Annotated in this window: 23 protein-coding genes; 19 read left to right on the forward strand and 4 right to left on the reverse strand. The window is 68.9% G+C overall.

Going from position 1 to position 21,944, the window contains the following annotated elements; all coding sequences use genetic code 11:
- Window positions 1-74: 74 nt before the first annotated feature.
- Genes QWY28_RS16125 through ygfZ form a run of 3 tightly spaced genes read left to right on the forward strand, consistent with a single transcriptional unit; the run spans window position 75 to window position 1,950 of the window.
- Window positions 75-569: a heme-binding beta-barrel domain-containing protein gene (locus tag QWY28_RS16125; RefSeq protein WP_300953586.1), complete on the forward strand. Its 495-nt coding sequence runs from the start codon at window positions 75-77 to the stop codon at window positions 567-569.
- Window positions 569-1,012, forward strand: coding sequence for a Fur family transcriptional regulator (locus tag QWY28_RS16130; protein ID WP_300953587.1), 444 nt, complete (start codon window positions 569-571; stop codon window positions 1,010-1,012). Before QWY28_RS16125 ends, QWY28_RS16130 begins: the two co-directional genes overlap by 1 nt.
- A complete protein-coding gene (ygfZ, locus tag QWY28_RS16135; protein WP_300953588.1) occupies window positions 1,012-1,950 on the forward strand; it encodes a CAF17-like 4Fe-4S cluster assembly/insertion protein YgfZ in 939 nt (312 codons plus the stop codon). Before QWY28_RS16130 ends, ygfZ begins: the two co-directional genes overlap by 1 nt.
- Window positions 1,951-1,969: 19 nt before the next feature.
- On the opposite strand, the gene QWY28_RS16140 is transcribed toward ygfZ, so the two are convergent.
- Window positions 1,970-2,473 carry a DUF4234 domain-containing protein gene (locus tag QWY28_RS16140; RefSeq protein WP_300953589.1) on the reverse strand — a complete coding sequence of 168 codons (504 nt, stop codon included), beginning with the start codon at window positions 2,471-2,473 and terminating at the stop codon, window positions 1,970-1,972.
- A 167-nt stretch (window positions 2,474-2,640) separates the two neighbouring features.
- Between QWY28_RS16140 and QWY28_RS16145 the strand changes: the two genes are divergently transcribed.
- From QWY28_RS16145 to QWY28_RS24430, 4 genes are all read left to right on the forward strand, one after another.
- A complete protein-coding gene (locus QWY28_RS16145; protein WP_300953590.1) occupies window positions 2,641-3,699 on the forward strand; it encodes a YihY/virulence factor BrkB family protein in 1,059 nt (352 codons plus the stop codon).
- Between the two features lie 10 nt (window positions 3,700-3,709).
- Window positions 3,710-3,928 carry a hypothetical protein gene (locus QWY28_RS16150; protein WP_300953591.1) on the forward strand — a complete coding sequence of 73 codons (219 nt, stop codon included), beginning with the start codon at window positions 3,710-3,712 and terminating at the stop codon, window positions 3,926-3,928.
- 111 nt (window positions 3,929-4,039) lie between these two features.
- Window positions 4,040-7,060: an amidase family protein gene (locus QWY28_RS16155; RefSeq protein ID WP_300953592.1), complete on the forward strand. Its 3,021-nt coding sequence runs from the start codon at window positions 4,040-4,042 to the stop codon at window positions 7,058-7,060.
- A 702-nt stretch (window positions 7,061-7,762) separates the two neighbouring features.
- Window positions 7,763-8,071 (forward strand): acyltransferase, encoded by a 309-nt coding sequence (locus QWY28_RS24430; protein WP_369292706.1) that lies wholly within the window; start codon window positions 7,763-7,765, stop codon window positions 8,069-8,071.
- Window positions 8,072-8,103: 32 nt separating this feature from the next.
- On the opposite strand, the gene mshD is transcribed toward QWY28_RS24430, so the two are convergent.
- Both mshD and QWY28_RS16170 read right to left on the reverse strand, forming a co-directional pair.
- On the reverse strand, window positions 8,104-8,961 hold the full coding sequence (gene mshD, locus QWY28_RS16165) for a mycothiol synthase (RefSeq protein ID WP_300953594.1): 858 nt from the start codon (window positions 8,959-8,961) through the stop codon (window positions 8,104-8,106).
- Between the two features lie 24 nt (window positions 8,962-8,985).
- Window positions 8,986-9,738: a response regulator transcription factor gene (locus QWY28_RS16170; protein WP_300953595.1), complete on the reverse strand. Its 753-nt coding sequence runs from the start codon at window positions 9,736-9,738 to the stop codon at window positions 8,986-8,988.
- Between the two features lie 83 nt (window positions 9,739-9,821).
- Between QWY28_RS16170 and QWY28_RS16175 the strand changes: the two genes are divergently transcribed.
- Window positions 9,822-10,127 carry a MoaD/ThiS family protein gene (locus QWY28_RS16175; RefSeq protein WP_300953596.1) on the forward strand — a complete coding sequence of 102 codons (306 nt, stop codon included), beginning with the start codon at window positions 9,822-9,824 and terminating at the stop codon, window positions 10,125-10,127.
- A gap of 18 nt (window positions 10,128-10,145) precedes the next feature.
- Here QWY28_RS16175 and QWY28_RS16180 read toward each other — a convergent pair whose 3' ends face one another.
- Window positions 10,146-11,162 carry a GDP-mannose 4,6-dehydratase gene (locus QWY28_RS16180; RefSeq protein WP_300953597.1) on the reverse strand — a complete coding sequence of 339 codons (1,017 nt, stop codon included), beginning with the start codon at window positions 11,160-11,162 and terminating at the stop codon, window positions 10,146-10,148.
- A 258-nt stretch (window positions 11,163-11,420) separates the two neighbouring features.
- Between QWY28_RS16180 and QWY28_RS16185 the strand changes: the two genes are divergently transcribed.
- From QWY28_RS16185 to QWY28_RS16230, 11 genes are all read left to right on the forward strand, one after another.
- Complete coding sequence (locus tag QWY28_RS16185; protein ID WP_300953598.1) at window positions 11,421-11,900, forward strand: DUF4395 domain-containing protein; 480 nt, start codon at window positions 11,421-11,423, stop codon at window positions 11,898-11,900.
- Window positions 11,901-12,000: 100 nt separating this feature from the next.
- On the forward strand, window positions 12,001-12,849 hold the full coding sequence (locus QWY28_RS16190) for a sulfurtransferase (protein WP_300953599.1): 849 nt from the start codon (window positions 12,001-12,003) through the stop codon (window positions 12,847-12,849).
- 80 nt (window positions 12,850-12,929) lie between these two features.
- Complete coding sequence (locus QWY28_RS16195) at window positions 12,930-13,226, forward strand: DUF1416 domain-containing protein (protein WP_300953600.1); 297 nt, start codon at window positions 12,930-12,932, stop codon at window positions 13,224-13,226.
- 82 nt (window positions 13,227-13,308) lie between these two features.
- Entirely contained in the window at window positions 13,309-15,066 is a 1,758-nt protein-coding gene (locus QWY28_RS16200; protein ID WP_300953601.1) for a DUF4012 domain-containing protein, read from the forward strand.
- Between the two features lie 377 nt (window positions 15,067-15,443).
- Window positions 15,444-16,646 carry a tyrosine-protein kinase domain-containing protein gene (locus QWY28_RS16205; RefSeq protein WP_300953602.1) on the forward strand — a complete coding sequence of 401 codons (1,203 nt, stop codon included), beginning with the start codon at window positions 15,444-15,446 and terminating at the stop codon, window positions 16,644-16,646.
- Window positions 16,643-16,939 (forward strand): PqqD family protein, encoded by a 297-nt coding sequence (locus QWY28_RS16210; RefSeq protein ID WP_300953603.1) that lies wholly within the window; start codon window positions 16,643-16,645, stop codon window positions 16,937-16,939. Before QWY28_RS16205 ends, QWY28_RS16210 begins: the two co-directional genes overlap by 4 nt.
- A gap of 2 nt (window positions 16,940-16,941) precedes the next feature.
- On the forward strand, window positions 16,942-17,733 hold the full coding sequence (locus QWY28_RS16215) for a hypothetical protein (RefSeq protein WP_300953604.1): 792 nt from the start codon (window positions 16,942-16,944) through the stop codon (window positions 17,731-17,733).
- Window positions 17,730-18,008: a hypothetical protein gene (locus QWY28_RS16220; RefSeq protein WP_300953605.1), complete on the forward strand. Its 279-nt coding sequence runs from the start codon at window positions 17,730-17,732 to the stop codon at window positions 18,006-18,008. The genes QWY28_RS16215 and QWY28_RS16220 overlap by 4 nt, the downstream gene beginning before the upstream one ends.
- A gap of 105 nt (window positions 18,009-18,113) precedes the next feature.
- Window positions 18,114-18,656, forward strand: a complete 543-nt coding sequence (locus tag QWY28_RS16225; RefSeq protein WP_300953606.1) for a hypothetical protein — start codon at window positions 18,114-18,116, stop codon at window positions 18,654-18,656.
- Between the two features lie 66 nt (window positions 18,657-18,722).
- Complete coding sequence (locus tag QWY28_RS24435) at window positions 18,723-19,616, forward strand: nucleotidyltransferase family protein (RefSeq protein WP_369292707.1); 894 nt, start codon at window positions 18,723-18,725, stop codon at window positions 19,614-19,616.
- 153 nt (window positions 19,617-19,769) lie between these two features.
- On the forward strand, window positions 19,770-21,089 hold the full coding sequence (locus QWY28_RS16230; protein ID WP_300953607.1) for an O-antigen ligase family protein: 1,320 nt from the start codon (window positions 19,770-19,772) through the stop codon (window positions 21,087-21,089).
- Window positions 21,090-21,944: the final 855 nt, after the last annotated feature.

The following is a 21,944-nucleotide window of genomic DNA, read 5'->3' on the forward strand; positions in this document are numbered from 1 at the left end:
ACCCCAGCAGCCCAGGCGCCCGCGCCCACCCAGCCGCACCTGACGGACCCGGCCCACCCCCGTAGACTCGACAGGTGCCTTTCCAGATCCCGGAGAACCTCCACCCCGACTGCGGCCCGGTCGCCTGGATGCTCGGCACCTGGCAGGGCAACGGACGCGGCGACTACCCGACGATCGAGCCGTACCAGTACGGCCAGGAGCTCGTCTTCCAGCAGGACGGCCGGCCCTTCCTCCACTACTTCTCCCGCTCGTGGGTGATCGACGAGGAGGGCAACACGGTGCGCCAGGGCGCGCAGGAGACCGGGTTCCTCCGCTGCCGCCCCGAGGGGAAGGTCGAGCTGGTGCTGACGCACAACACCGGCTTCGTCGAGATCTGGTACGGCACCGCCGAGGGCGGCAAGCTCGAGCTGGCCACCGACGCGGTCGCGCGCACGGAGTCGGCCAAGGAGGTCACCGCGGGCCACCGGCTGTACGGCAACGTCGAGGGCGACCTCCTCTACGCCTACGACATGGCGGCGGTCGGGCAGCCGCTCCAGCCGCACCTGTGGGCGAGGCTGCAGCGGGTCTGATGGCCACTCCCGAGGCTCCCGGTGGCACCGACTGGCGCGCGAGGCTCCGCGCCCGCGGCTACCGGCTGACCCCGCAGCGCGAGATGGTGCTGCGCGCGGTCGACGAGCTCGGCCACGCCACGCCCGACGAGGTGCTCGCGAAGGTCCGCGAGCAGTCCTCGGCGGTCAACATCTCGACGGTCTACCGCACGCTCGAGGTGCTCGAGGAGCTCGGCCTCGTGCGGCACGCCCACCTCAGCGACCGCGCGCCGACGTATCACTCGATCTCCGACCACGAGCACTTCCACCTCGTCTGCCGGAATTGCCAGAAGGTCGTCTCGGTTGACCCCGACGTGCTCCGGCCGCTCACCGAGCGGCTCGAGGCCGACGGCTTCGTCGCCGACGTGGGCCACCTGACGGTCTTCGGCCACTGCACGGACTGCACGCCGACGAAGGAGTCCTGATGACCAGCCCCCTGCTCGACCTCCCCGGCGCGGTCGCCGGCAACGGCATCGACGCACCGGTCGCGGCGCACTACGGGTCGTTCAACGGCGAGCAGCGCTCGCTCGAGGCCGGCGAGGGCTTCGTGGACCTCTCCCATCGCGACGTGCTCCGCATCGAGGGCCCCGACCGGCTGGGCTGGCTGCACAACCTCACCACGCAGTACTTCCTCGACCTCGCCCCCGGCACCTGGACCCAGGCGCTCGTGCTCAGCCCGCAGGGTCACGTCGAGCACGCCTTCGAGGGGTACGACGACGGCTCGGCGTTCACCGCCCACACCGAGCCGGGCGCCGGCGCGGCGCTCGTGGAGTGGCTCGAGCGGATGAAGTTCATGACCCGCGTGGAGGTCTCGCTGGTGCCGGACCTCGCCACGATGTGGCGCTCCGCCGCCGACGTCCGGGGCAAGTACGACCTCGTCCCGCGCGACCAGCTGACGACGTACGCCGCGGCCGCGGGCCCCGCGTGCGGCCTGTGGGCCTTCGAGGCGCTGCGCATCGCCCGCGGCGAGCCGCGCCTGGGCCTCGACACCGATCACCGCACGATCCCCAACGAGGTCGGCTGGATCGGCCCGGCGGTGCACCTGGACAAGGGCTGCTACCGCGGGCAGGAGACCGTCGCGCGGGTCCACACCCTCGGCCGCCCGCCGCGCCGGCTGACGCTGCTGCACCTCGACGGCAGCGAGAACCGCCTCCCGGCCCAGGGGAGCGAGGTGAGGGTCGGGGAGAAGTCCGTCGGCGTCGTCGGCACCTCCGCCCGCCACCACGAGCTCGGCCCCATCGCGCTGGCCCTGCTCAAGCGGAACGTCCCCACCGACGCCGAGCTGCTCGTCGACGGCGTCGCGGCCGCCCAGGAGGTCGTGGTCGACCCCGAGGTCGGCCTGCACGTCCGCCCCCTGCGCTGAGGCGGGTCGTCGGCCTGTCTCAGGCGGCGCCGAGCGAGCGCCAGTGGTCGTTGAGCGCGCTATTGGTCTTCACGAACCACACGATGGGGCCGACCAGGATGAACGTGCCCGGGAAGTACCACAGGCCGGTCGCCCCGGACACCGGCGCCGCCCGGCCGGCGCGCCGGTGCAGGTTGCCCACCTCGCTGGAGGTGAGGAACGGCATGACGATGCCGACGAACAGCGTCAGCACGATCGCCAGCCCGCCGCCGATCCCGTTGCCGGAGTGCGCCTTCATCTCGCTGTGGGTCTTGTAGAACCACACGATCGAGTAGATCCCGAGGGTCACCACCGCCAGCAGGATGCACGTGCCGGTGGAGCGGACCTTGCCGACCGGCCCGGCGGCGTACGCCGGGGTCGGCTGGGCCGTCGAGGTCGGGTGCGCCATCGGCATGCCGGTCGCGGTCGGCTCGACCGCCGGCTGGGGCGGCGCGGTGAGCGGTGCGCCCGTCGGGGCTGCGGTCAGGGGTGACTGGTCGGACATCGCTGTCTCCTCGTTCGGGGTCGATCGGCGCCCGAGCGTCGGATTGCCGTGACCGTAGCGCCGCGGCCGACCGGCCGACCTGCGAAAGCCGCGGTTCCACCGGGCGGTCCAGACGGCCCGGCGGCCGCTCCGGGTTTGCCCCGGCGACCTGCGGAAACCGAGTCGTCATGTCGCGCCACACGAACACCGCTGATCCCAAGGACCACCCGGCGAAGCCGGACTCGCCCGACGACCTGACCAAGCGGTCGTGGATGTACGTCGCCCGCAAGACGGCCCGCGAGTTCTCCAAGGACCAGTGCACCGACGTGGCGGCGGCGCTGACGTACTACGCCGTCCTCGCGCTCTTCCCCGCCCTCATCGCGCTCACCTCGATCGTCGGGCTGGTCTCGAAGCCGCAGAAGACCGTCGACCAGATCCTGCAGGTCATGCGCGACATCGGCGCGGGGTCCCAGGCCGACACCCTCGAGCCGACGATCAACCAGCTCGCGTCCTCGCAGGGCGCCGGGCTCGCGCTGGTCATCGGTCTGCTGACGGCGCTGTGGTCGGCGAGCGGGTACGTCGGCGCGTTCGGCCGCGCGATGAACCGGATCTACGAGATCCGCGAGGGCCGGCCGTTCTGGAAGCTCCGCCCGGTCATGCTGCTGCTGACCCTCGTGCTGGTCGCGCTCGTCGCGGTCGTGCTGCTCGGCCTCGTGGTCTCGGGGCCCGCCGCCGACGCGGTCGGCAAGCAGCTCGGCCTCGGCTCCACCGTCATCACCGTCTTCAACATCGCCAAGTGGCCGGTGCTGCTGCTGATGGTCGTGGTCATCGTGGCGCTGCTCTACTACGTCACCCCGAACATCAAGCAGCCGAAGTTCCGCTGGATCTCCGTCGGCGCCCTGCTCGCGATCGTCGTGTGGGTCCTGGCCTCGGTGGCGTTCGGGTTCTACGTCGCGAACTTCTCCTCCTACTCCAAGACCTACGGCTCGCTCGCCGGCGTCATCGTCTTCCTGCTGTGGCTGTGGATCACCAACCTGGCGCTGCTCTTCGGCGCCGAGCTCGACTCCGAGCTGGAGCGCGGCCGCGAGCTGCAGGCCGGCATGCCCGCCGAGGAGACCGTCCAGCTGCCCCCGCGCGACGACCGCAACATCAAGAAGCAGGACGAGAAGCACGCCGAGGACGTCGCCAAGGCCCGCGAGATCCGCGAGACCCACGGCAAGCCGGAGAAGGAAACAGGCGGTCGCTAACGTACGCCGGGTGCCGGCCCGCCCCCTCGCCCTCGTCCTCGTCCTCGCCGGGGTCCTGTCGGTGCTGACCTCCCTGCTCATCGCCGGCCACGGCCCGTGGGCCGGCCCGACGGTGCTGAAGCTCTCGCCGAACCACGGACTGAATCTCGGCGACATCCCGGTGCTGGGGCTGTGGGCCCTCGGCATGGGTGCCTGTGCGGCTCTCGCCCGCCGCGACCAGCGAACGTAAACCGAGCGATCGATCGGTGACACATCCCCGCAACACGACGCCTGTTGGCTGACGTGGCCCGCCCCGGCCGGGGCGGGCCACGTCGCACGAAGTCGCAGGAAAGAAGTCCCCTTGCCCACACGTTCGCGTCTCGCCGCCCTCGGGGTGGCGACCCTGGCCACGGCCTCGCTGACCGCGACCACGGCGGTGCTCCCCTCGGGACCCGCCCACGCCTTCACCTACGTCACCGACGCCCAGGGCACCGCCTGGGGCATCCAGGACTCGGCCCCGCCGGGCGCCGACACCGGCTCCATCCGGGCCACGCAGGAGGGGACGGGCGTCCAGGCGCCGTACTCCACCATGCTCAACGGGTACGCCGGCATCCGCGTCACCGTCGACGGCCCGGCCCGGCACCGCTTCGACGGCGCGCTCCTCCGGGGCTTCGGCCTCGTCGAGGACGGCGCCGGCCACTTCGAGTCCACCCGTGCGGTGGCCCTCGAGGGCGTCCACGTCACCCACACCGTCGACGTCGTGGAGGAGGAGGGCTACGGCCGCTGGCTCGACACCCTCACCAACACCACCGGCCGTCCGCTGACCGTGGAGGTCGCCTTCGGCGGCCAGACCGGGTACGGCGCCACCGGCACCAACGCCAGCGCGGTCGTGGCCTCGTCCTCCGGCGACGCCGCCCTCGACACCGCCGACACCTGGACCGCCACGGCCTCCGGCGCCGGCGCGGCAGGCTCCACCTGGCAGGGCCCGACCGCCACGGTGGTCGGCGAGTTCGACCGCACGGGCACCTGGCTGCGCAACACGTTCACCGAGGCGTACTCCGCCACGGGCCACGCCGCCAACTACCCGGCGTACGTCAACACCCTCACCCTCGCGCCGGGCACGAGCGCCTCGCTCGTCCGCTTCGTGGCCGTGGGAGGCCGGGTCACCGCCGCCACGGCCGCCGCCGAGCTAGCGGAAGTCACCGGTCGCGCCGCCGACCTGGTCGCGGAACCGGACCTCGAGGGCCTCAGCGCCGAGGAGGTCGCCTCGATCGTCAACCTCGACGGCGTCGGCGGCGGGGCCCCGGTGACGGTTGCCCAGCCGCCGGCCGCGGTCGAGCCGGCGCAGGTCACCTCGGTCGGCTACGACGTCGTCGACAAGACCATCGCCGAGCTGCAGGCTGACATGGAGGCCGGCGTGACCACGTCGGTCGAGATCACCCAGGCCTACCTCGACCGGATCGCCGCGTACGACGAGGGCCCGTTCGCCTTCAACGCCTACACCACCGTCGCCGCCGACGCACTCGACAAGGCCGCGGCCGCCGACGCCGCCCGCGCCGCAGGCCGGATGGGCGCGCTGCTCGGCATCCCGATCGCGGTCAAGGACCTCTACGACACCGCGGACATGCCGACCACCAACGGCTCGCTGACGTTCGAGGACTTCCGCCCCGCAGAGGACGCCTACCAGGTGGCGAAGCTCCGCGAGGCCGGCGCGATCATCATCGGCAAGGCGAGCATGGAGGAGTACGCCACCTCCGGCTCGTACTCCGACAACGCCTTCGGCACGGTGTGGAACGCCTTCGACCCGTCCCGCTCGGCGCTCGCGTCCTCGGGCGGCTCGGCCGTTGCGACCGCGACGAGCATGGCGGCCGCCGGCCTCGGCTCGCAGACCGGCGACTCGCTCTACGCGCCTGCCTCGGCCGCCAGCCTGGTGACCCTCCGCGGCACCGACGGCATGCAGTCCGACCGCGGGGTCATGCCGCTGTCGTGGCTGCAGGACTACGCGGGCGCGATGACCCGCAGCGTCTCCGACCTCGCCGACATCCTCAACGTCGTCTCCGGCACCGACCCGGAGAACCCGGAGACCGCCGAGGCCGACGCGCACCGTCCCGAGGACTGGCGCACGGTGCTGGACGCCGACGCGCTGCAGGGCAAGCGGATCGGCTACGTCCCCTCGGCGTGGGTCGACCCGTACGGCACGTCCACCGTCATCGACGCCTCCGTCGCCGCCCGCCAGCAGCTTGCCACTGCCGGTGCGGAGCTGGTCGCCGTCGCCGACAGCCCGGTCGCCCCGACCCGTCCGAACGTGGACGTCAACTGGGAGGGCTGGGCCCGCTACCTCGCGTCGCACCCCGAGCTCGACATGGACTCCCCGGCCGACGTCGTCTGCTCGCAGCTGAAGCTGCCGTACACCACCTACGACCCGTCCTTCTGCGAGGGCAAGCGTCGGATGACCGAGGCCGAGGTCGCCGCCTGGCGCGGCTACCGCAAGGACTACCAGGCCAACATCGACGCCTGGATGGACGCCAACGACCTCGACGCCGTGGTCTACCCGGGGCTGCTCTCGGAGATCTCGCTGAACGACGGTGGCGGCAACCGGTCGAGCTTCGGCCGCCGCGACACCCCCTCGGGCGGCTCCGGCGTCCCGACCGTCGCCTTCCCCGCCGGCACCGACGCCAACGGCGCTCCCGTCGGCATCCAGCTGATGGGCCGCGCCTGGTCCGACGCCGAGCTCGTCGGGTACGCCTACGCCTTCGAGCAGGTCGCCGACGGCCACGTCGCCCCCGGCACCGCCCCGGCCCTCGCCGAGCGGTCGGCGCCAGCGCTGACCGTCAAGGGCGGCACCACGAAGGTCGCCTACGGCAAGCCGGCCACGCTTGCGGTCCGACTCCGCGCGGGCGGCCCGGCCCCGACCGGCACCATCTCGCTCCGAACGGGCGGCCGCGTGCTCGCCTTCGCCGCGGTTGCGGGTACGACCGCCAAGGTGCGGCTCCCCGCCCGCTCCCTCCGCCCGGGGCTGCACCGCCTCACGGTCCGCTACTCCGGTGACAGCCGGTACGCCGCCACCTCGGCCGTCGTGAAGGTCCGGGTCGCCAAGGCCACCAGCCGCACGAAGGCCAGAGTCACCCCGAAGACGGTCACCCGCGGCGCCCGCCCGAAGGTCACCGTCACGGTCACCGGCGCCTCCGGCGTCAAGCCGACCGGGACGGTCAAGGTCGTCGCCGCCGGCAAGACCCGCGTGCTGACCTTGAAGGCCGGCACCGCGACCGTCCGCCTCGCGCCGTTCACCAAGACCGGCCGGGTCCCAGTCAAGGTTGTGTACGTCGGCAGCAACACCCTCGCCCGCAGCACCGCCACGGCGTACGTCCGTGCGAGGGGCTGACGAGTCCTCAGAAGGAGAAGCGGCCCCCGGCGCCAGCCGGGGGCCGCTTGATCATTGCCGCTGGACTCTGATTGACGCCTCAAAACTCCACTTGGGTGTCGCTGAGGGGACAGCCCGAGTCGATTCTGGACAACCGGGTCAGTCGTCTCACCCAACTGGAGAGTCCCCGAGTGGCTAACGCTCGTGTCACGCGGTGCAGTGCAGGTAACTGGCCGCCCGTCGCGCGGTATCGACGAATTCATGAGTTCTCTCCTGCACCGCCCCGCAAGCTCGCCGGGCCAGGGGAGCGGTGCACGTCGCCCTCGACCACGCTCCGCCATGTGTGGGGCGCGCCCCGCAGTTCGAGACGAGCGGTGTCATACTCGTTGTGTGCAAAGATTAATCGAGTTGCTGGTCGGCGAATTTAGGGCCTCGCTGTGGCGCACTGCTCTCGCAACAAGACGTGGACGAATCATAATTGTGGGACGTGGAATGCGCGTGCGCGGTTCGAAGAACGTTCGAGTCAACCGTCGACTCGAGCTCGGCGTCATGTTTCGCGGTTTCGCTGACAATCGGATGGGTGGGTTGCTCAGAGTCCGCGGAAGGTTGGAGATTCGAGGGACGGTTCGCGTGGCTCATGGCAATCGGTGGGACATCGGCCCGAACGCTATAATGGATGTAGGGGATCGGACCTACTTCTCGCCGGGCGGGAATTTCGTAATTATGCGTGGCCTACGGATCGGCGAACGCTGCGCTATCGGCTGGAATACTCACTTTCTCGATGAAAATTTCCATCAACTGCACGGCCAAGTCTCGGGCGCGCGGATCGAGGTTGGTGATGACGTTTGGATAGGTAGCGGTGTGACCGTGCTGCCAGGCGCGAGAATCCCTGACGGCTGCGTCGTAGCAGCGAACGCTACCGTCGTAGGTGTGTTTGATGAGCCGCGTTGCCTGCTTGCCGGATTGCCAGCGAGAGTTATCCGCCGCGACGTGGAATGGGAGTACGAACATCCGATAGAGCGCACTGTCTGAGTGCGGCACGGTCGCGAGTTTGAAATCACAATCTACAACGATCCAACCCGGTCCGACCGCTTACAGAGGTTCGGACGCCCGTATTGCACGTGCGTGTCGTTCGCCGCGTGCTCGAATCCCAATCCACCATACACAGCGATCGCGGGCGCGTTGTCGGACTCGACGTAGAGCAGCACCTCGTCGACACCCTTGCTTGCCAGGTGGTGCAGACCGGTGAGCGTGAGCAGCTTGCCGAGCCCGCGGCCCTGGGCGGCGGGTGAGATGCCGACGACGTACACCTCGCCGAGCGCGGGGGAGTGCTGCTTGGTCCAGTGGAAGCCGAGGACCTCTCCGGAAGCCGAGTCGACGGCGACGAGCAGGCCGGCGGGGTCGAACCAGCCCTCGGCCATCCGCTCGCGGAGGTTCGCCAGGTCCATCGCGCCCTGCTCCGGGTGCGCGGCGAAGGCAGCCGCGTTCACGCGGACGACGGCCTCGGCGTCGTCGGGCTGATAGCCCCGCACAGTAATGCCCTCACGCACGGGCAGCTGGGGCAGCGGGACGGACGACGGCCGCCGCATCACCCACAGCTCACGCGTCCGCTCCAGCCCATGCCGCTCCGCGAGCACCTCCGCAGCAGGGTGGTCGCCGTGCGACCAGGCCTCGACCGGCCCGGCGGCAGGCACGGCGTCTGCCGCGAGGCCGGCTCCGAGGCCGCGCCCGCGAGCCGACGGGTCCACGACGATCGACAGGTCCTCGCCGATCAGCAGGGCGAAGCCGTCCACTCGCACCCAGGACCGCACGGTCTCCGGGCGGTGAAGCAGGGCGAGCCACGTCGCCTCGTCGAGCGGGGCGGCTCCGTCGGCCTCCTCGGCAGCGTCGGCGATACGGCGTACGAGCTCGAGATCGACCACGGCCCCGAGTCTGTCAGGCGGGCCTCAGGCGTCCACTCGGTCGGGCTCGGACTCGTCCTCCTCGACCGAGCGCGCGTCGCCGGAGGCGGCCTTCTCCTTCGCGGGCACGACGAACCGGTAGCCGACGTTGCGGACCGTGCCGATCAGCGTCTCGTTCTCGGGGCCGAGCTTGGCGCGCAGGCGCCGCACGTGGACGTCGACGGTGCGGGTGCCACCGAAGTAGTCGTAGCCCCACACCTCCTGCAGCAGCTGCTGCCGGCTGAAGACGCGGCCCGGGTGCTGCGCGAGGAACTTGAGGAGCTCGAACTCCTTGAACGTCAGGTCGAGCGCCCGCCCGCCGATCTTCGCGGTGTACGTCGCGTCGTCCACGACCACCTCGCCGGATCGGATCACGTGGGCGTCGGGGTCCGCGGCGTCACGCTGCGCGTTGAGCCGGCCGATCGCCAGCTTGATGCGCGCTTCGAGCTCGGCCGGTCCGCACGTGTGCAGGACGACGTCGTCCATGCCCCAGTCGTGGCTCACGACCGCGAGCCCGCCCTCGGTCGCGATGAGCAGCACCGGGACGTCCGTGCCGGTCGTGCGGATCAGGCGGCACAGGTCGCGGGCGTGCGCGAGCTCCTGGCGACCGTCGACCAGCAGCAGGTCGGAGTCCGGCGCCTCGAGCAGCGCGCTGCCCTCGGCCGGCAGGATGCGAACCTGGTGTCCGAGCAACGCGAGGCCCGGCAGGACTTCTGCTGACGGCTGCAGGGCGCTGGTCAGCAGCAACAAGGTGCTCACAATGGTCTCCTCCCGAAGGCGGGCAGGGGACCGGGACGCAACATTGGGCCTCGGTCGTGAAGTTCTCGGAAGGATAGCGAAACGTGGCGGACACAGTGGATCGATCCAAGGTAAATGAGACGCAAACCATCCGCGTCCGCTACTGGGCTGCCGCGAAGGCGGCTGCCGGCACGCCCGAGGACGTCCTCACGGTCGACGGCGAGCTGACCCTGGCCCAGGTCCGCGACCACGTCCTCGCGCTCCACCCGGACGCCGACCGTCTGCCCGACATCCTCCGCACCTGCTCGACGCTCGTGGGCGACCGGCCGGTCGCTTCCGAGGACCCCGACACCGTCCGGGTCGCCGCGGGCTCCGACGTCGAGTTCCTCCCGCCGTTCGCCGGCGGCTGAGCAGCGTCCGGCGGCGGATCAGGCGGGGAAGAGGTACGCCGGCGTCTCCTCGACGCCTGAGCGCAGCCGCTCGACGTCGGTGTGCACCATGTGCTCGATGATCTGCTCAAAACCGAGCGTCGGCGCCCATCCCAGCTGCTCGCGCGCCTTGGTCGGGTCCCCGTAGAGGTCGACGACGTCGGCCGGGCGCATCAGCGACGGGTCCTGCCGCACGTACCGGGACGCGTCGTCGATCCCCACCGCCGCGAAGGCCACCTCGAGCACCTCGGCGAGCTGCCGGGAGGCGCCGGTGGCGATGATGAAGTCCTGCGGATCGTCGAGCTGCAGCATCAGGTGCATCGCGCGTGCGTAGTCGGCGGCGAAGCCCCAGTCGCGGCGCACGTCCAGGTTGCCTAGGGTCAGCTCGTCCCGGCGTCCCAGGGCGATCTCGGCGACGGAGCGGGTGATCTTCCTGGTGACGAACTGGCTGCCGCGCAGCGGGCTCTCGTGGTTGTAGAGCGTGCCGGTCGCGGTGAAGAGCCCGTAGGACTCCCGGTAGTTCACCGTCAGGTGGTGCGCGAAGCTCTTGGTCGCGGCATACGGGCTGCGCGGGTGGTGCGGCGTGCCCTCCGTCTGCGGCTGCTGGTCGGACACGCCGAACATCTCCGAGCTCGACGGCTGGAAGAAGCGAGGTGCCTCGCCGTGCCGCTCGGCGTACGCCACGAGCTCCTCGAGCATCCGCACGACGGCGAGCCCGTTGGTCTCGGCGACGGTCTCGGCGTGCCGCCAGGACGCGCCGACCGACGTGAAGCCGGCCAGGTTGTAGACCTCGTCGGGCCGGACCGACTCCAGCAGGGCCCCGAACCCCGCGCGGTCCCGCTGCTCGAGCTCGACCGTCTCGACACCATCGAGGTAGGCGCGGCGCACGCCGCTCGCGTCGGGCCGGATGGTGCCGACCACCCGGTAGCCCAGGTCGACGAGCAAGCGGGCGAGATAGATGCCGTCCTGACCGGCGACACCGGTCACCAAGGCCGTCCGGGAAGTCTGCGCAGTCATGGTCGGCGCAGCCTACCCACTGGTACGACGTCCCGGTAGGTGGACGAGGCGCCCGGAATGTGAGACCGCGATGCGGGTCGGCGGGCCGCTGCGACCTACATTGGTGCCCATGCCCACGACGATGCTGACCCGCCGACGCGCAGTGGACCACTGCCGCGTCCGCTCGTCGCTCTGTCGTACCTCCTGACGTTCCCGCCTGCTCGGCACCGCCGGCCCCCGGGAACGGCCCGTCCGTCCCGTCCGGTCAGCAGGAGAGACATGTCCGTCAGCACCGCTCGCAGCGTGGGTACGCCGTCCGACGTCGACCCGCGCGGTCCCCAGTTCGCCGCGGCCCTCACCGCCGTCGTCCTGGCTGTCGTGCTCGTCATTCCGACGCCAGCCGCCACGCTGCTCGTCGGCGCGCAGGCCGTCCTGTTCGCGGTCGGCGCGCTCGGCGGCGTGCAGCGCACGCCCCACGCCTGGCTCTTCCGCCGCGTGGTCCGTCCGCGGCTGAGCCCGCCGGCCGAGCTCGAGGACCCGCTTCCGCCGCAGTTCGCCCAAGCCGTCGGCCTGGCGTTCACCGCCGTCGCCTTCGTGGGCTTCCTGGCCGGTGCGACGGTCGTCGGCCAGGTCGCGACCGGATTCGCCCTCGCCGCCGCCCTCCTGAACGCGGTCTTCCGCTTCTGCCTCGGCTGCGAGCTGTACCTGATTCTTCAGCGCCTCCGCCCGAACCGCACCTCCACCACCGCCGCTGGTTGAGCAGCGAGGCGTCCCATCGCCGAGCGTGTCGAAACCCCCGCAAGCCGAGCACCACCCGCACCACCGCCCCTGACCCGAGAAGAACAAGCAAGGAGAAGCAATGAGCCGCGAGAACTCCCTCGTCTCGACCCAGTGGGTCGAGGACCACCTCGACGACCCGAAGGTCGTCGTCATCGAGGTCGACGAGGACACGACGTCCTACGACAAGGGCCACATCCGTGGCGCCATCAAGCTCGACTGGACGACCGACCTGCAGGACCAGGTCCGCCGCGACTTCGTCAACCGCGACCGCTTCTCCGAGCTGCTCTCCGAGCGCGGCGTCTCCAACGACGACACGGTCGTGCTCTACGGCGGCAACAACAACTGGTTCGCCGCCTACGCCTACTGGTACTTCAAGCTCTACGGCCACCAGGACGTCAAGCTCATGGACGGCGGCCGCAAGAAGTGGGAGCTCGACTCCCGCGAGCTGACCGACGAGGTCCCCTCCCGCGACGCGGCGACGTACACCGCCCAGGACCCCGACCTCTCGATCCGCGCCTTCCGCGACGAGACCGTCGACGCGATCGGCAACAAGAACCTCATCGACGTCCGCAGCCCCGACGAGTACGCCGGCCGCCTCCTCGCCCCGGCCCACCTCCCGCAGGAGCAGGCCCAGCGCGCCGGCCACATCCCGACCTCGCTGAACGTGCCGTGGAGCAAGAACTGCAACGACGACGGCACCTTCAAGTCCGACGAGGAGCTCAAGGCGCTGTACGCCGAGGTCGGCATCGACGACTCCAAGGACACCATCGCCCTGTGCCGCATCGGTGAGCGCTCGTCGCTGACCTGGTTCGTCCTCAAGGAGCTCCTCGGCCACCAGAACGTCAAGAACTACGACGGCTCCTGGACCGAGTACGGCTCCCTCGTCGGTGTCCCCGTCGTCCTCGGCGACGAGCCCGGCGAAGCCTGAGCCCAGCAAGCGAAGGCAGGGCCTGGTCGAATCGATCAGGCCCTGCCACCCGAACCAAGCGAACAGAAGGAAGAACGAACATGTGCGGTGCCACCGAAGGTGGCCTTCCCCTCGACGGCGTGAACGTCGCGAAGGAGGCCATCGTCCAGGGCCAGGTCCTGCGGTCGGGCGAGCCGGTCGGCAACGCCTACGTCCGCCTGCTCGACAAGTCCGGCGAGTTCACGGCCGAGGTGCCGACGTCGGCCAGCGGCCACTTCAGGTTCTTTGCCGGCGACGGCGAGTGGACTCTCCGGACCCTCGCGCCCAAGGCCCACCCCGTCGACAAGAAGGTCGTCGCCTCCATCGGCTCCGTCGCCGAGGTCGTCGTCTCGATCTGAGCTCCGGGTCGCGGGGCTCGTCCTGGCCCCGGGTCGGTAGCCTGACGGCTCGCGAAGCCCGACTCGATGAGGACTCGACAACGTGACGACCCGTGCCCGCGTGAGGGCGATCCTTCTCGTCATCGGCGTCTTCGTCGTCGCAGGGTGCGCGCTCGCGGGCTGGCGGGCGTGGCACGTGCGGTCGGAGCTCTTGGAGGCCCGCACCGCCGCTGAACGGCTCCGGGCGGCAGTCGACGCGCGCGACCTCGACGAGGCACGGCGGGCGCTGGAAGTGCTGTCGGGGCACAGCGCACGCGCGCACGAGCAGACCGGCGGCCCCACCTGGCGCGCCTTGTCATGGGCCCCCGTGGTGGGCGATGACGTCGAGGCCGTCCGCACGCTGAGCGTCGCACTGGACGACCTGGCGCGGGGGGGCGTGTCACCCGTCTTGGACCTCGTTGCCTCGCTTGAGGACGGCGGGCTGGCTCCTGAGGCCGGCCGCTTTCCTGTGGACAGCCTGGTCGAGCTTCATGGAACGGTGGCAAGCAGCCTCGGCGTGTTCGAGCGGGCACAGGACGACATGGCCGCACTCGCGGCTGGTGACTACCTCACGCCGGTGGAGGACGCACGCACCGAGCTCGCCGACGTGCTCGGTTCCGCGACGCGCACCCTCGCCCAGGCGGACAAGAGCCTGCAGATCCTCCCGGGGATGCTCGGTGCCGAGCAACCCCGTCAGTACCTCCTGGTGCTGCAGAACAACGCGGAGATCCGGTCCACAGGGGGATTTCCTGGGAGCGTGTTCGTCCTGCGCACCGATGGCGGGAAGGTCGATCTCGTCGAGCCGGTGGCCGGCGCCACCTTCCCAGTCCTCGACGAACCGGTCATCCCGCTGGACCAGGCCGAGAGTGCCCTGTTCACCGACGAGGCCGGCCGCCAGTTCGTCGACGGGAACACCATCCCGGACTACGGGCGAGCCGCCGAGATCTTCGCTGCGCACTGGGCGCGGCGGTTCGGCAACCAGGTGGACGGTGTCATATCCGCTGATCCGGTCACGCTGTCGTACCTCCTGGGGGTGACCGGGCCGGTCCCTGTCGGCGAGGTGACCTTGACCGAGGAGAACGCGGTCGACGAGCTCCTCAGTCGGACGTACGAACGGCTCCCGAACCCCGAGGACCAGGACGCGTTCTTCCGGGCTGCCGGGACGGCAGCGTTCTCGGCGATTCTCGAGGCGCAGGATGTCGCCGGTGCCGTCAGCGCGGTGTCGCGTGCTGTCGACGAGGGCAGAGTGCTCGTCCACTCCTTCGTGCCGCGTGAGGCGCGGGTCCTCGACACCACCCGTATTGCCGGTCTCCGCAGACAACCGCCGGGCCAGCGCCCGCAGGTCGGCGTCTACGTCAACGACGACACGGGCGACTTCGGGTCGAAGTTGAGCTACTACCTGAGGTACGACGCCCGGGTGGTGTCGCGACGCTGCGGGGCGGACGGGCAGCGACTCCACGGCTCCTTCGTGATGAGGTCGGAGACGCCACCGGACCCCGCGATCCTTCCGGCGTACGTGACGGGTGGCACCCCTGGCGTGCCCCTCGGCGCCCAGGACCTGGTCCTCTTCCTTGTTGCTCCCGAGGGTGGTGACCTCACACGCGTGCGCGTCGACGGTGAAGTCGTCCCGGCGCGGATCGTGCGGTGGCAAGGCAGGCCGGCGGTGCGGGTGGCCCACCGTCTCGGCGCTGGGAAGGGGCTGCAGGTCGACTGGGACATGACGACCGCTCCTGGACAGCTCGGGGACATCGACGTGTCGGTCACACCGCCCGTCACAGCAGGGAACGCGTCCTCGACCGCCCGGAGTGCGTGCACGGGCTGAGCGGAGGCGGTCGCGCGGGCCACTACGATGCCGGTGCGGCGTCGCGCCGCGGGGCTCGACGCACGAGGACCGTTTTGGTCACGGGTCTGCTGGTCTAGGGGGACCGACACAGGAATGGGGATGTCCGGATGGAGCTGCGGGACCACCTGAGGATGCTGGCGCTGCACTGGATGGGCGTCGTGGTCATCGTCTCGCTGGTCGTTGCTGGAGCAGCGGCCTACACGTTCACCCGCGACAAGGTGTACGCCGCTGACGCGAACGGCTTCGTCAGCACGGGCACGACGGATCCGGCGCTCGGCTCGCTCAACGACGAGCTGTCGAAGTCCCGAGCAACGTCGTACGTTGACATCGCGACGAGCCGGGCGACCGCCGAGCGCGTGATCGAGGAGCTCGGACTCGAGCAGAGCGCCGCGGGCCTGGTCTCGCAGATCTCCGTCGAGCAACCGCTCGACACGGTCCTGATCAAGATCACGGCACGAGATGCCAGCCCGCAGGGGGCTCAACGCCTCGCGGACGCGTGGGTGGAGGCCCTGGCCGCAGAGGTCGACGAGATCGAGGACCCCAAGGGTCTCGACCGTCCCGGCACGCCCCAGGTCACGACCGTCGAGTCGGCGGTGCTGCCCTCCACCCCGGTCTCCCCGGACCCGGTGCGCAACCTCGGACTGGCCCTTCTGATCGGACTGGTGCTCGGGTACGCCTACGCCCTCCTGCGGCACACCCTCGACCGTCGTCTACGCACGCCTCAGGCCGTCCAGGAACGGTTCGAGGTCCCTGTCCTGGGGATGGTGCCGATGGCACCCGCCCTCGGCCGGGACCCCGACGAGGGGGCGGCTGTCGCGGTCGACGACAGCGATGCCAATCCGCGCCAGCGGCAAGCGGCCGAGGCCTTCCGCAAGCTCCGGACCAATCTCATCTTCATGCGCGTCGACGACCCTCCGAAGGTCATCGTGGTCACGAGTCCTCAGCCAGGCGACGGGAAGTCGACGGTGGCTGCGAACCTCGCGGCGGCCGTCGCCTACAGCGGTCAGCCGGTCACCCTCGTCGACGGCGACCTGCGCCGGCCCACGGTCGCCACGTCGATGCAGGTCGACGGAGATGTCGGACTCACCGATGTCCTCGTCGGACGGGTGACGACGAGCGACGCCGTGCAGAAGTCGACCGTCCACCCCAACCTCGGCGTCCTGGCAGCGGGCAGGATCCCGCCCAACCCCAGCGAGCTGCTCGGCTCGCAGGCCATGAAGAGCACCCTGAGCGCGCTGGCGGCGACGTCACTGGTCATCGTGGACGCGCCCCCGCTGCTCCCGGTTACGGACGCCGCCATCCTGACGGCCGGCGCGGACGGAGCGCTGGTCGTTATCTCGGCCGGACGGACGGTGGATGCCGAGCTGTCTCAGGCACTGAGCCACCTGGAGGCGGTGAGCGGCACTGCCCTCGGCGTGATCATGAACAAGACCTCCCGCCGCGGCATGAGCGGCTACTACTACGAGACGTACTACTACGGCGAGGACCAGTCCCGACGGCGCAAGAGGTCGAAGAAGGCGAAGCGGTCAGCGGGCCGGCGCGGACCCGCGACGGCATGACGGACGACCGGCGCCTGTGGCGGCGCCGAGAGGAGGACGTGGCCATGGTCGAGAGCGACCTGAGGGTTGCCATGCTCGACCTGCGCCGCCTGGACGACCCGCCCATCATCCTCGAGGGAAGTGCCGCGGTCATCTGGCAGCTGCTCGCCGAGCCGCAGACGATCGACGACCTGCTCACCGACCTGGCTGAGGTCTTCGACGCCCCGGCGAGCGAGATGGTGGGCGGCGCCCGCGCCTTCCTGGAGGACCTCGAACGACGTGGACTCGTCCTGAGCAACGAGGAAGCGGACTAGGCATGGAGCGAACGCCCCCGCGGTTGTCCATCGACGTCTTCGGCACCGTCGTCGGCATCGGGTTCGAAGGGAAGGACGCCTCCCGCCTCGCTGGGGAGACGCGCCGCGCCTGGTCCCGGTGCCTGCCGCCGGCCAATGCGGAGCCGGACAAGCAGATCGACGTCCACGTGGAGCCTGGTTCCGCCGTGGTCAGAATCGAGGAGGAGATCTACGCACCCGACGCGGAGACGGCGCTCGAGCTGCTCACGCAGTCCGTCACGATCGCGGGCCTCACGCGCGCTGCTGGCAGGCTCCTGATGCTGCACGCATGCGGGCTCTCCGATCCCACGACCGGGAGGACGGCGGTCCTCGTCGGCCCCTCCGGTATGGGCAAGTCGACCGCCTGCCAGCTCCACGGGCGACGGTGGGCCTACGTCACGGATGAATGCGTGGCGCTGGACCAGGACGGAGTGCTGACGCGATACCCGAAGCCGTTGTCGCTCGACCGCGGGGCATCAGTAAAAGCTCAGGTCGGCCCGGATGACCTCGGGCTCGCGCACGCACCGGAACGGCTCGAGCCGGCGGCCGTTCTCCTGCTCGACCGTCGGGAAGGAGCGGCCCTGACGTCCCGTGAAGTCCCGTTGACGGAGGCCGTCGCGCGCCTGGCCGAGCACACCTCGTACCTCGCAGCGCTGCCGGAACCGTTGCAGCGGCTCGCCGGTCTGGTCCGGCGCGCCGGGTGCACGGAGGTGACCTACGGGAGCACCCAGGAGCTGGCCGCGGTGCTCGGAGCGGTGCTAGGAGAAGAAGCTTGATCGCGTTGGGGCCCGGCGTTCGCGACATCGTCTACGGCGAGGACGGCACCGCAGTGGTCATGGTGGAGCAGGAAGTATTCGCCATCTCACCGCTCGCTGCCGAGATCCTGGCGACCGTGTCGAAGGCCAGCGAGCTGGACCTCGACGCCCTAGTGGAGGCGGCCGAGGCCGCGTTCGGGCCGCCCCCGCCCGGTCAGGACGCGGGGGCCGCTGTCGCAGCCTGCGTCGACGAGTTGATTCGCCCCGGCGTGCTCGCCCATGTTTCGTCTGCGTGAAATTCTGAGAAGGATTGGCACCGAGGGCCAGAGGTGGCTTAGGCTCCTCCGCGAGGACAACTAGACCTCCGCCATGGGGATCGCACACAAACTCTGGAGCACGACATGACCCACGACCACATCGACACCGCTGCCGGCGTTGACGACCAGCAGGGCGGCCTGACCCGTCGCTCGGTCGTGCGGACTGGTGCTCATCTGGCTTGGGCTGTCCCGGCCGTCAGCCTGGCTACCGCGGCGCCGGCGCTGGCCGTGTCCGGCCCGCCGAGCTTCCCGCCGCCGAGCCAGATCAACGACACCGCCTCCGTCACCGGCGGCGGCACCGCGGTCGCCGCGGTGATCAGCGGCTTGAAGAACACCGGCGGTTCGGACATGAGCAACGTCCTCGGCACGCTGACGCCTCCTGGTTCGATGCGGCCGACGAGCGTGAACGCGCCGTGGGCCCCCGTTGGCGCCTTCGCGAAGGCCAAGGCCGGCACCTACCGGGTCGTTCTCCTCGATGCCAAGGTCAAGCCTGGCGAGACCATCCCGCCGCTGCGGGTCGAGTTCAAGAAGAAGAAGAACAAGAAGATCAGCGGCGGCAAGATCAAGTACACACTTTCGGCCTCCGGCGCTTCCGTCTCGGGTTCCATCCCGATCAAGAAGAAGTAGCGTCGGGACTGTCCAGAAGTACACCAGGGGCGCCGCACGTTGAGTGAACTCAAGCTCGACGAGGCGGTGCCCTTGGTATATGTCCTGGCATCACGGCTATTAGCGGGCGCTGGAATACCGGCCTTACCGATCAAGGGTCCTGTGTCGGACGCGTATGCATTACGCCAACGACACTCCTCGGTGGACGTGGATGTGCTGATCGCGCCATCTGACGTCGACGCGGCATGTCGAATATTCAGAAGCGTTGGGTTCGAGTTTGCGACTATACATGAGGGAACTCGAATCCTGCCGGAGCATTCAGTTGTTCTCGAGCACGGGCAGTGGCCCTGTCAGATCGATCTTCATTGGCTATTCCCTGGGATCTTCGCGGATTCGCAGGCCGCTTTCGAAGCGCTGTACCAGCGGACGGCTGAAGTTGCTATCGCCGGCGTTGGTGTGAAAGCACCGGATTTCGTTGCAAGTCTATTGATCACTGCGCTGCACTATCTGCGCGATGCGCCGAAGCGGGTCGAAGAATTGCGGCATCTCGAAGAACGGGTCGCATCGCTTTCGCAGGCTGACCGGCGTGATTTCGCGACGCTGGCCGTGTCGGTCGGAGCGACCTACGCGGTCCAGCCGCTGTTGCCATCCTGCTCATTAGGTGGAGACGTGTCGAAGCGTCAGCGACGCTCGTGGGATTTGCGTGTCGCATATGCGGACTCGCCTCTAGCTCCCCTAGTGGCCGTGCTCGCGGGACTTGACCGAAGGCCCAGCGCCTTCTGGCGCATGTTCTGGCCGAGCAACAGGGCGCTCGCCGCAACTCACCCCGAACTTCGGTCTGCGAGGACCAGGCTGCGACATCGCCTACGACGCCTGCGGCGGGGACTTTCCAATCTCATCGGTTCGGCCCGCGGAGCTGCACCATCGATGCCAGCACGGCGGCCCCCCTTGCAGCGAAACGCTCGAAGTCGTCAGCGGTAGCGGGCTCCGACAGAACTGGGTCGCGACCCGCTTCCTGCTGGTCTTCTTGGCATGTATGCCTGAATGCTCGCCGAAATCAGCACGCTAGAACGAGGGGTGTCACGCCCACTCCAGCCGCAGCAGTTGGGGATGAACCGAAGTATGATCGGGGGTGTGACGATGAACTTAGCGACGCTCGTCGTGCTCGGGTTCGGCGGCGCGGTACTTATAGGAATCGTGGCCGGATATCGCGATGTCAGACAAAACTGGGACGCCAGTTCGATATTCGTTTGCTTAGGAGCGTGGCTCCTAATCGGGCCATCCACTTTCGTGCAGTTCACGTCAGGTACTCAGGTTCTGGAGACCGACCTTAGTGTGACAGTTATCGTGCGCGACCCGCGATTCGCCCAAGTCACGCAAGTTGCTACATTTGGCTTAGCGTTTTTGTCATTAGCCGTACTCGCGGTAGGCGTCATGAATAGCCGGAAACTGTGGCCACCCCTACTTGGGATTGTCCTTATAATCGGTCTACAGCACGCTACCAGCTGGTATCTCGGCGTGTCGTCGGTGCTGGACGTTCGCCTACTGGCCCTCTCTGCTTTCGCGCTCGCGGCGGCCACCCTTCCAAGAGGCAAGGGGGCGCGCGCAGGCATAGCTGTTGTAGGAATATCAATTGTGCTAGTGAGCAGTGTCGTAACACTCGTCAACCCCGATGCAGCGCTAAAGAGCTGCCGCGATGACAAGTGCGGTCCACTGGGCTACCTATTCTTTGGCGCAGCCACAGGCGAGAACCCGCTCGGGCTTCTATTAGCTTCCACTCTACCAGCGATATATCTCGCAACCCGGTCCCGCGCGAGGTGGCTATGTCTCGGGGGCGTCCTCGCAACGGTGTGGATCACCGGGAGTAGGACCGCTCTTTTCGCTTCGGCCATCGTAGTGTCGGTCGCAGTGCTCTCGTCATGGAGGCGGACAGGCGACGGCAACCTGTGGCGTCCCGTTATCGGCATCGCAACAGCAGGTGCCCTGGCCGGAGCGCTTTTACCGACTATTGGTCTTGAACCCGGCGCCTTCACTGGGCGCGCCTACCTCTGGGATCTGGCGATCGAGCGGATGCACGGGTTCTGGTTGTTCGGACACGGAGGGCTTGAATGGGGAAGACTGGTGGACACTGGTGTGCTCCAACGAGCGCAGGCGTACGCGGTGCATAACCAGTGGTTGGATCTCCTTTATACTGGCGGACTGGTTGGGGTCTCGATTCTGATGGCCGTACTTGCCTTCGCCTGGCGCGACTCAGAGGCATCACCTTCCGTAAAAGCATTCCTCTTCCTGCCCGTTATCTACACCGGATTCCTGGAGCGCCTATGGTCATTCGGGGTGCTGGACGTCTGGGGCTGGCTCAGTATTGCAACGCTGCTTGCGCTCGGGGGGACGTCAGAGAAAGCCGAAACCTCCGACGGGGGTTACGTTAGGAGGCCGACAAGGTCGAAGGCATGATCCAGTGCGACTAAGGCGATGTCATTTCCGGAACGCTGTAGGTTCGTCCGATAAAGCGCGCTGTGCTGCCGTGCGGTATTCGGAAACTCCTCCGCTCGCCCGACGACTACACATTCACGGCCGGTTCGTAGAGACATGGTCTTCAACCAGAGATCGTCTGCGTCGGGGCAGAGCTTGCTTGCGGTTGCGTAGTCCAACACCGCGGGATGGAGGCTTCCGGGTGGATACAATATTCCGCCTCGACCGGTAAGTAGAACGTTCTTACCCGGCCTCTCGAGTTCCGCGGACGGCCAGGTAGCGTACGGCGCTAGTTGCCTGCCCTGAATCCTGACCCGGGCGCCTCTCGTACCCACCACGCACTTCGGCCAGCGTTCGGAACCGTCAATCAGCCAACGAAGCCAGTCGCGAGGGTAGAGAACATCGTCGTCGGCGGTGACGATGACGCGTTCCGGGTAACGTTCTAAGGCGGGCAGAATCTTTTTGAAGGAGCGTCGATCGCCCTCGTCCCAGATGATGCGCACGCGCCGACCGTTAGCACGGATCAGCGCGCGCAACGTGCGCGGCAGGTCGGAACTTCGCCCCGGGAACTGTGTGGTCGACAGGATCACCAGAATTGTGTCCGGGACCACCGACTGGCGCAGTAGCGACAGTAGCGTCCAGTGGAAGGAACCAGCCCGATCTGGGTACGTGGTCACGGAGATCACCAACCCCGGATAACGACGGGCTGGAGCGCGCCACCCAACGATGAGTTCGATCCATCGGCGGATCACATATGCGACGCGAGTTCTTCGCTGGCGGGTAGGCCACACCTCGACCTATCCTCCGATCGGGCGAGCGGGGGCGCCGACGACGGAG

Origin of the sequence: Nocardioides oceani (genome assembly GCF_030412965.1) — a bacterium.
Classification (GTDB): domain Bacteria; phylum Actinomycetota; class Actinomycetes; order Propionibacteriales; family Nocardioidaceae; genus Nocardioides; species Nocardioides oceani.

What these genes read in the sequence shown, in the direction of transcription:
- QWY28_RS16130 (WP_300953587.1), top strand. Translation starts at nt 569, where the DNA reads ATGGCCACTCCCGAGGCTCCCGGTGGCACCGACTGGCGCGCGAGGCTC.
- ygfZ (WP_300953588.1), top strand. Translation starts at nt 1,012, where the DNA reads ATGACCAGCCCCCTGCTCGACCTCCCCGGCGCGGTCGCCGGCAACGGC.
- QWY28_RS16140 (WP_300953589.1), bottom strand. Translation starts at nt 2,473, where the DNA reads ATGTCCGACCAGTCACCCCTGACCGCAGCCCCGACGGGCGCACCGCTC.
- QWY28_RS16145 (WP_300953590.1), top strand. Translation starts at nt 2,641, where the DNA reads ATGTCGCGCCACACGAACACCGCTGATCCCAAGGACCACCCGGCGAAG.
- QWY28_RS24430 (WP_369292706.1), top strand. Translation starts at nt 7,763, where the DNA reads ATGCGTGGCCTACGGATCGGCGAACGCTGCGCTATCGGCTGGAATACT.
- QWY28_RS16180 (WP_300953597.1), bottom strand. Translation starts at nt 11,162, where the DNA reads ATGACTGCGCAGACTTCCCGGACGGCCTTGGTGACCGGTGTCGCCGGT.
- QWY28_RS16185 (WP_300953598.1), top strand. Translation starts at nt 11,421, where the DNA reads ATGTCCGTCAGCACCGCTCGCAGCGTGGGTACGCCGTCCGACGTCGAC.
- QWY28_RS16190 (WP_300953599.1), top strand. Translation starts at nt 12,001, where the DNA reads ATGAGCCGCGAGAACTCCCTCGTCTCGACCCAGTGGGTCGAGGACCAC.
- QWY28_RS16195 (WP_300953600.1), top strand. Translation starts at nt 12,930, where the DNA reads ATGTGCGGTGCCACCGAAGGTGGCCTTCCCCTCGACGGCGTGAACGTC.
- QWY28_RS16210 (WP_300953603.1), top strand. Translation starts at nt 16,643, where the DNA reads ATGACGGACGACCGGCGCCTGTGGCGGCGCCGAGAGGAGGACGTGGCC.
- QWY28_RS16215 (WP_300953604.1), top strand. Translation starts at nt 16,942, where the DNA reads ATGGAGCGAACGCCCCCGCGGTTGTCCATCGACGTCTTCGGCACCGTC.
- QWY28_RS16225 (WP_300953606.1), top strand. Translation starts at nt 18,114, where the DNA reads ATGACCCACGACCACATCGACACCGCTGCCGGCGTTGACGACCAGCAG.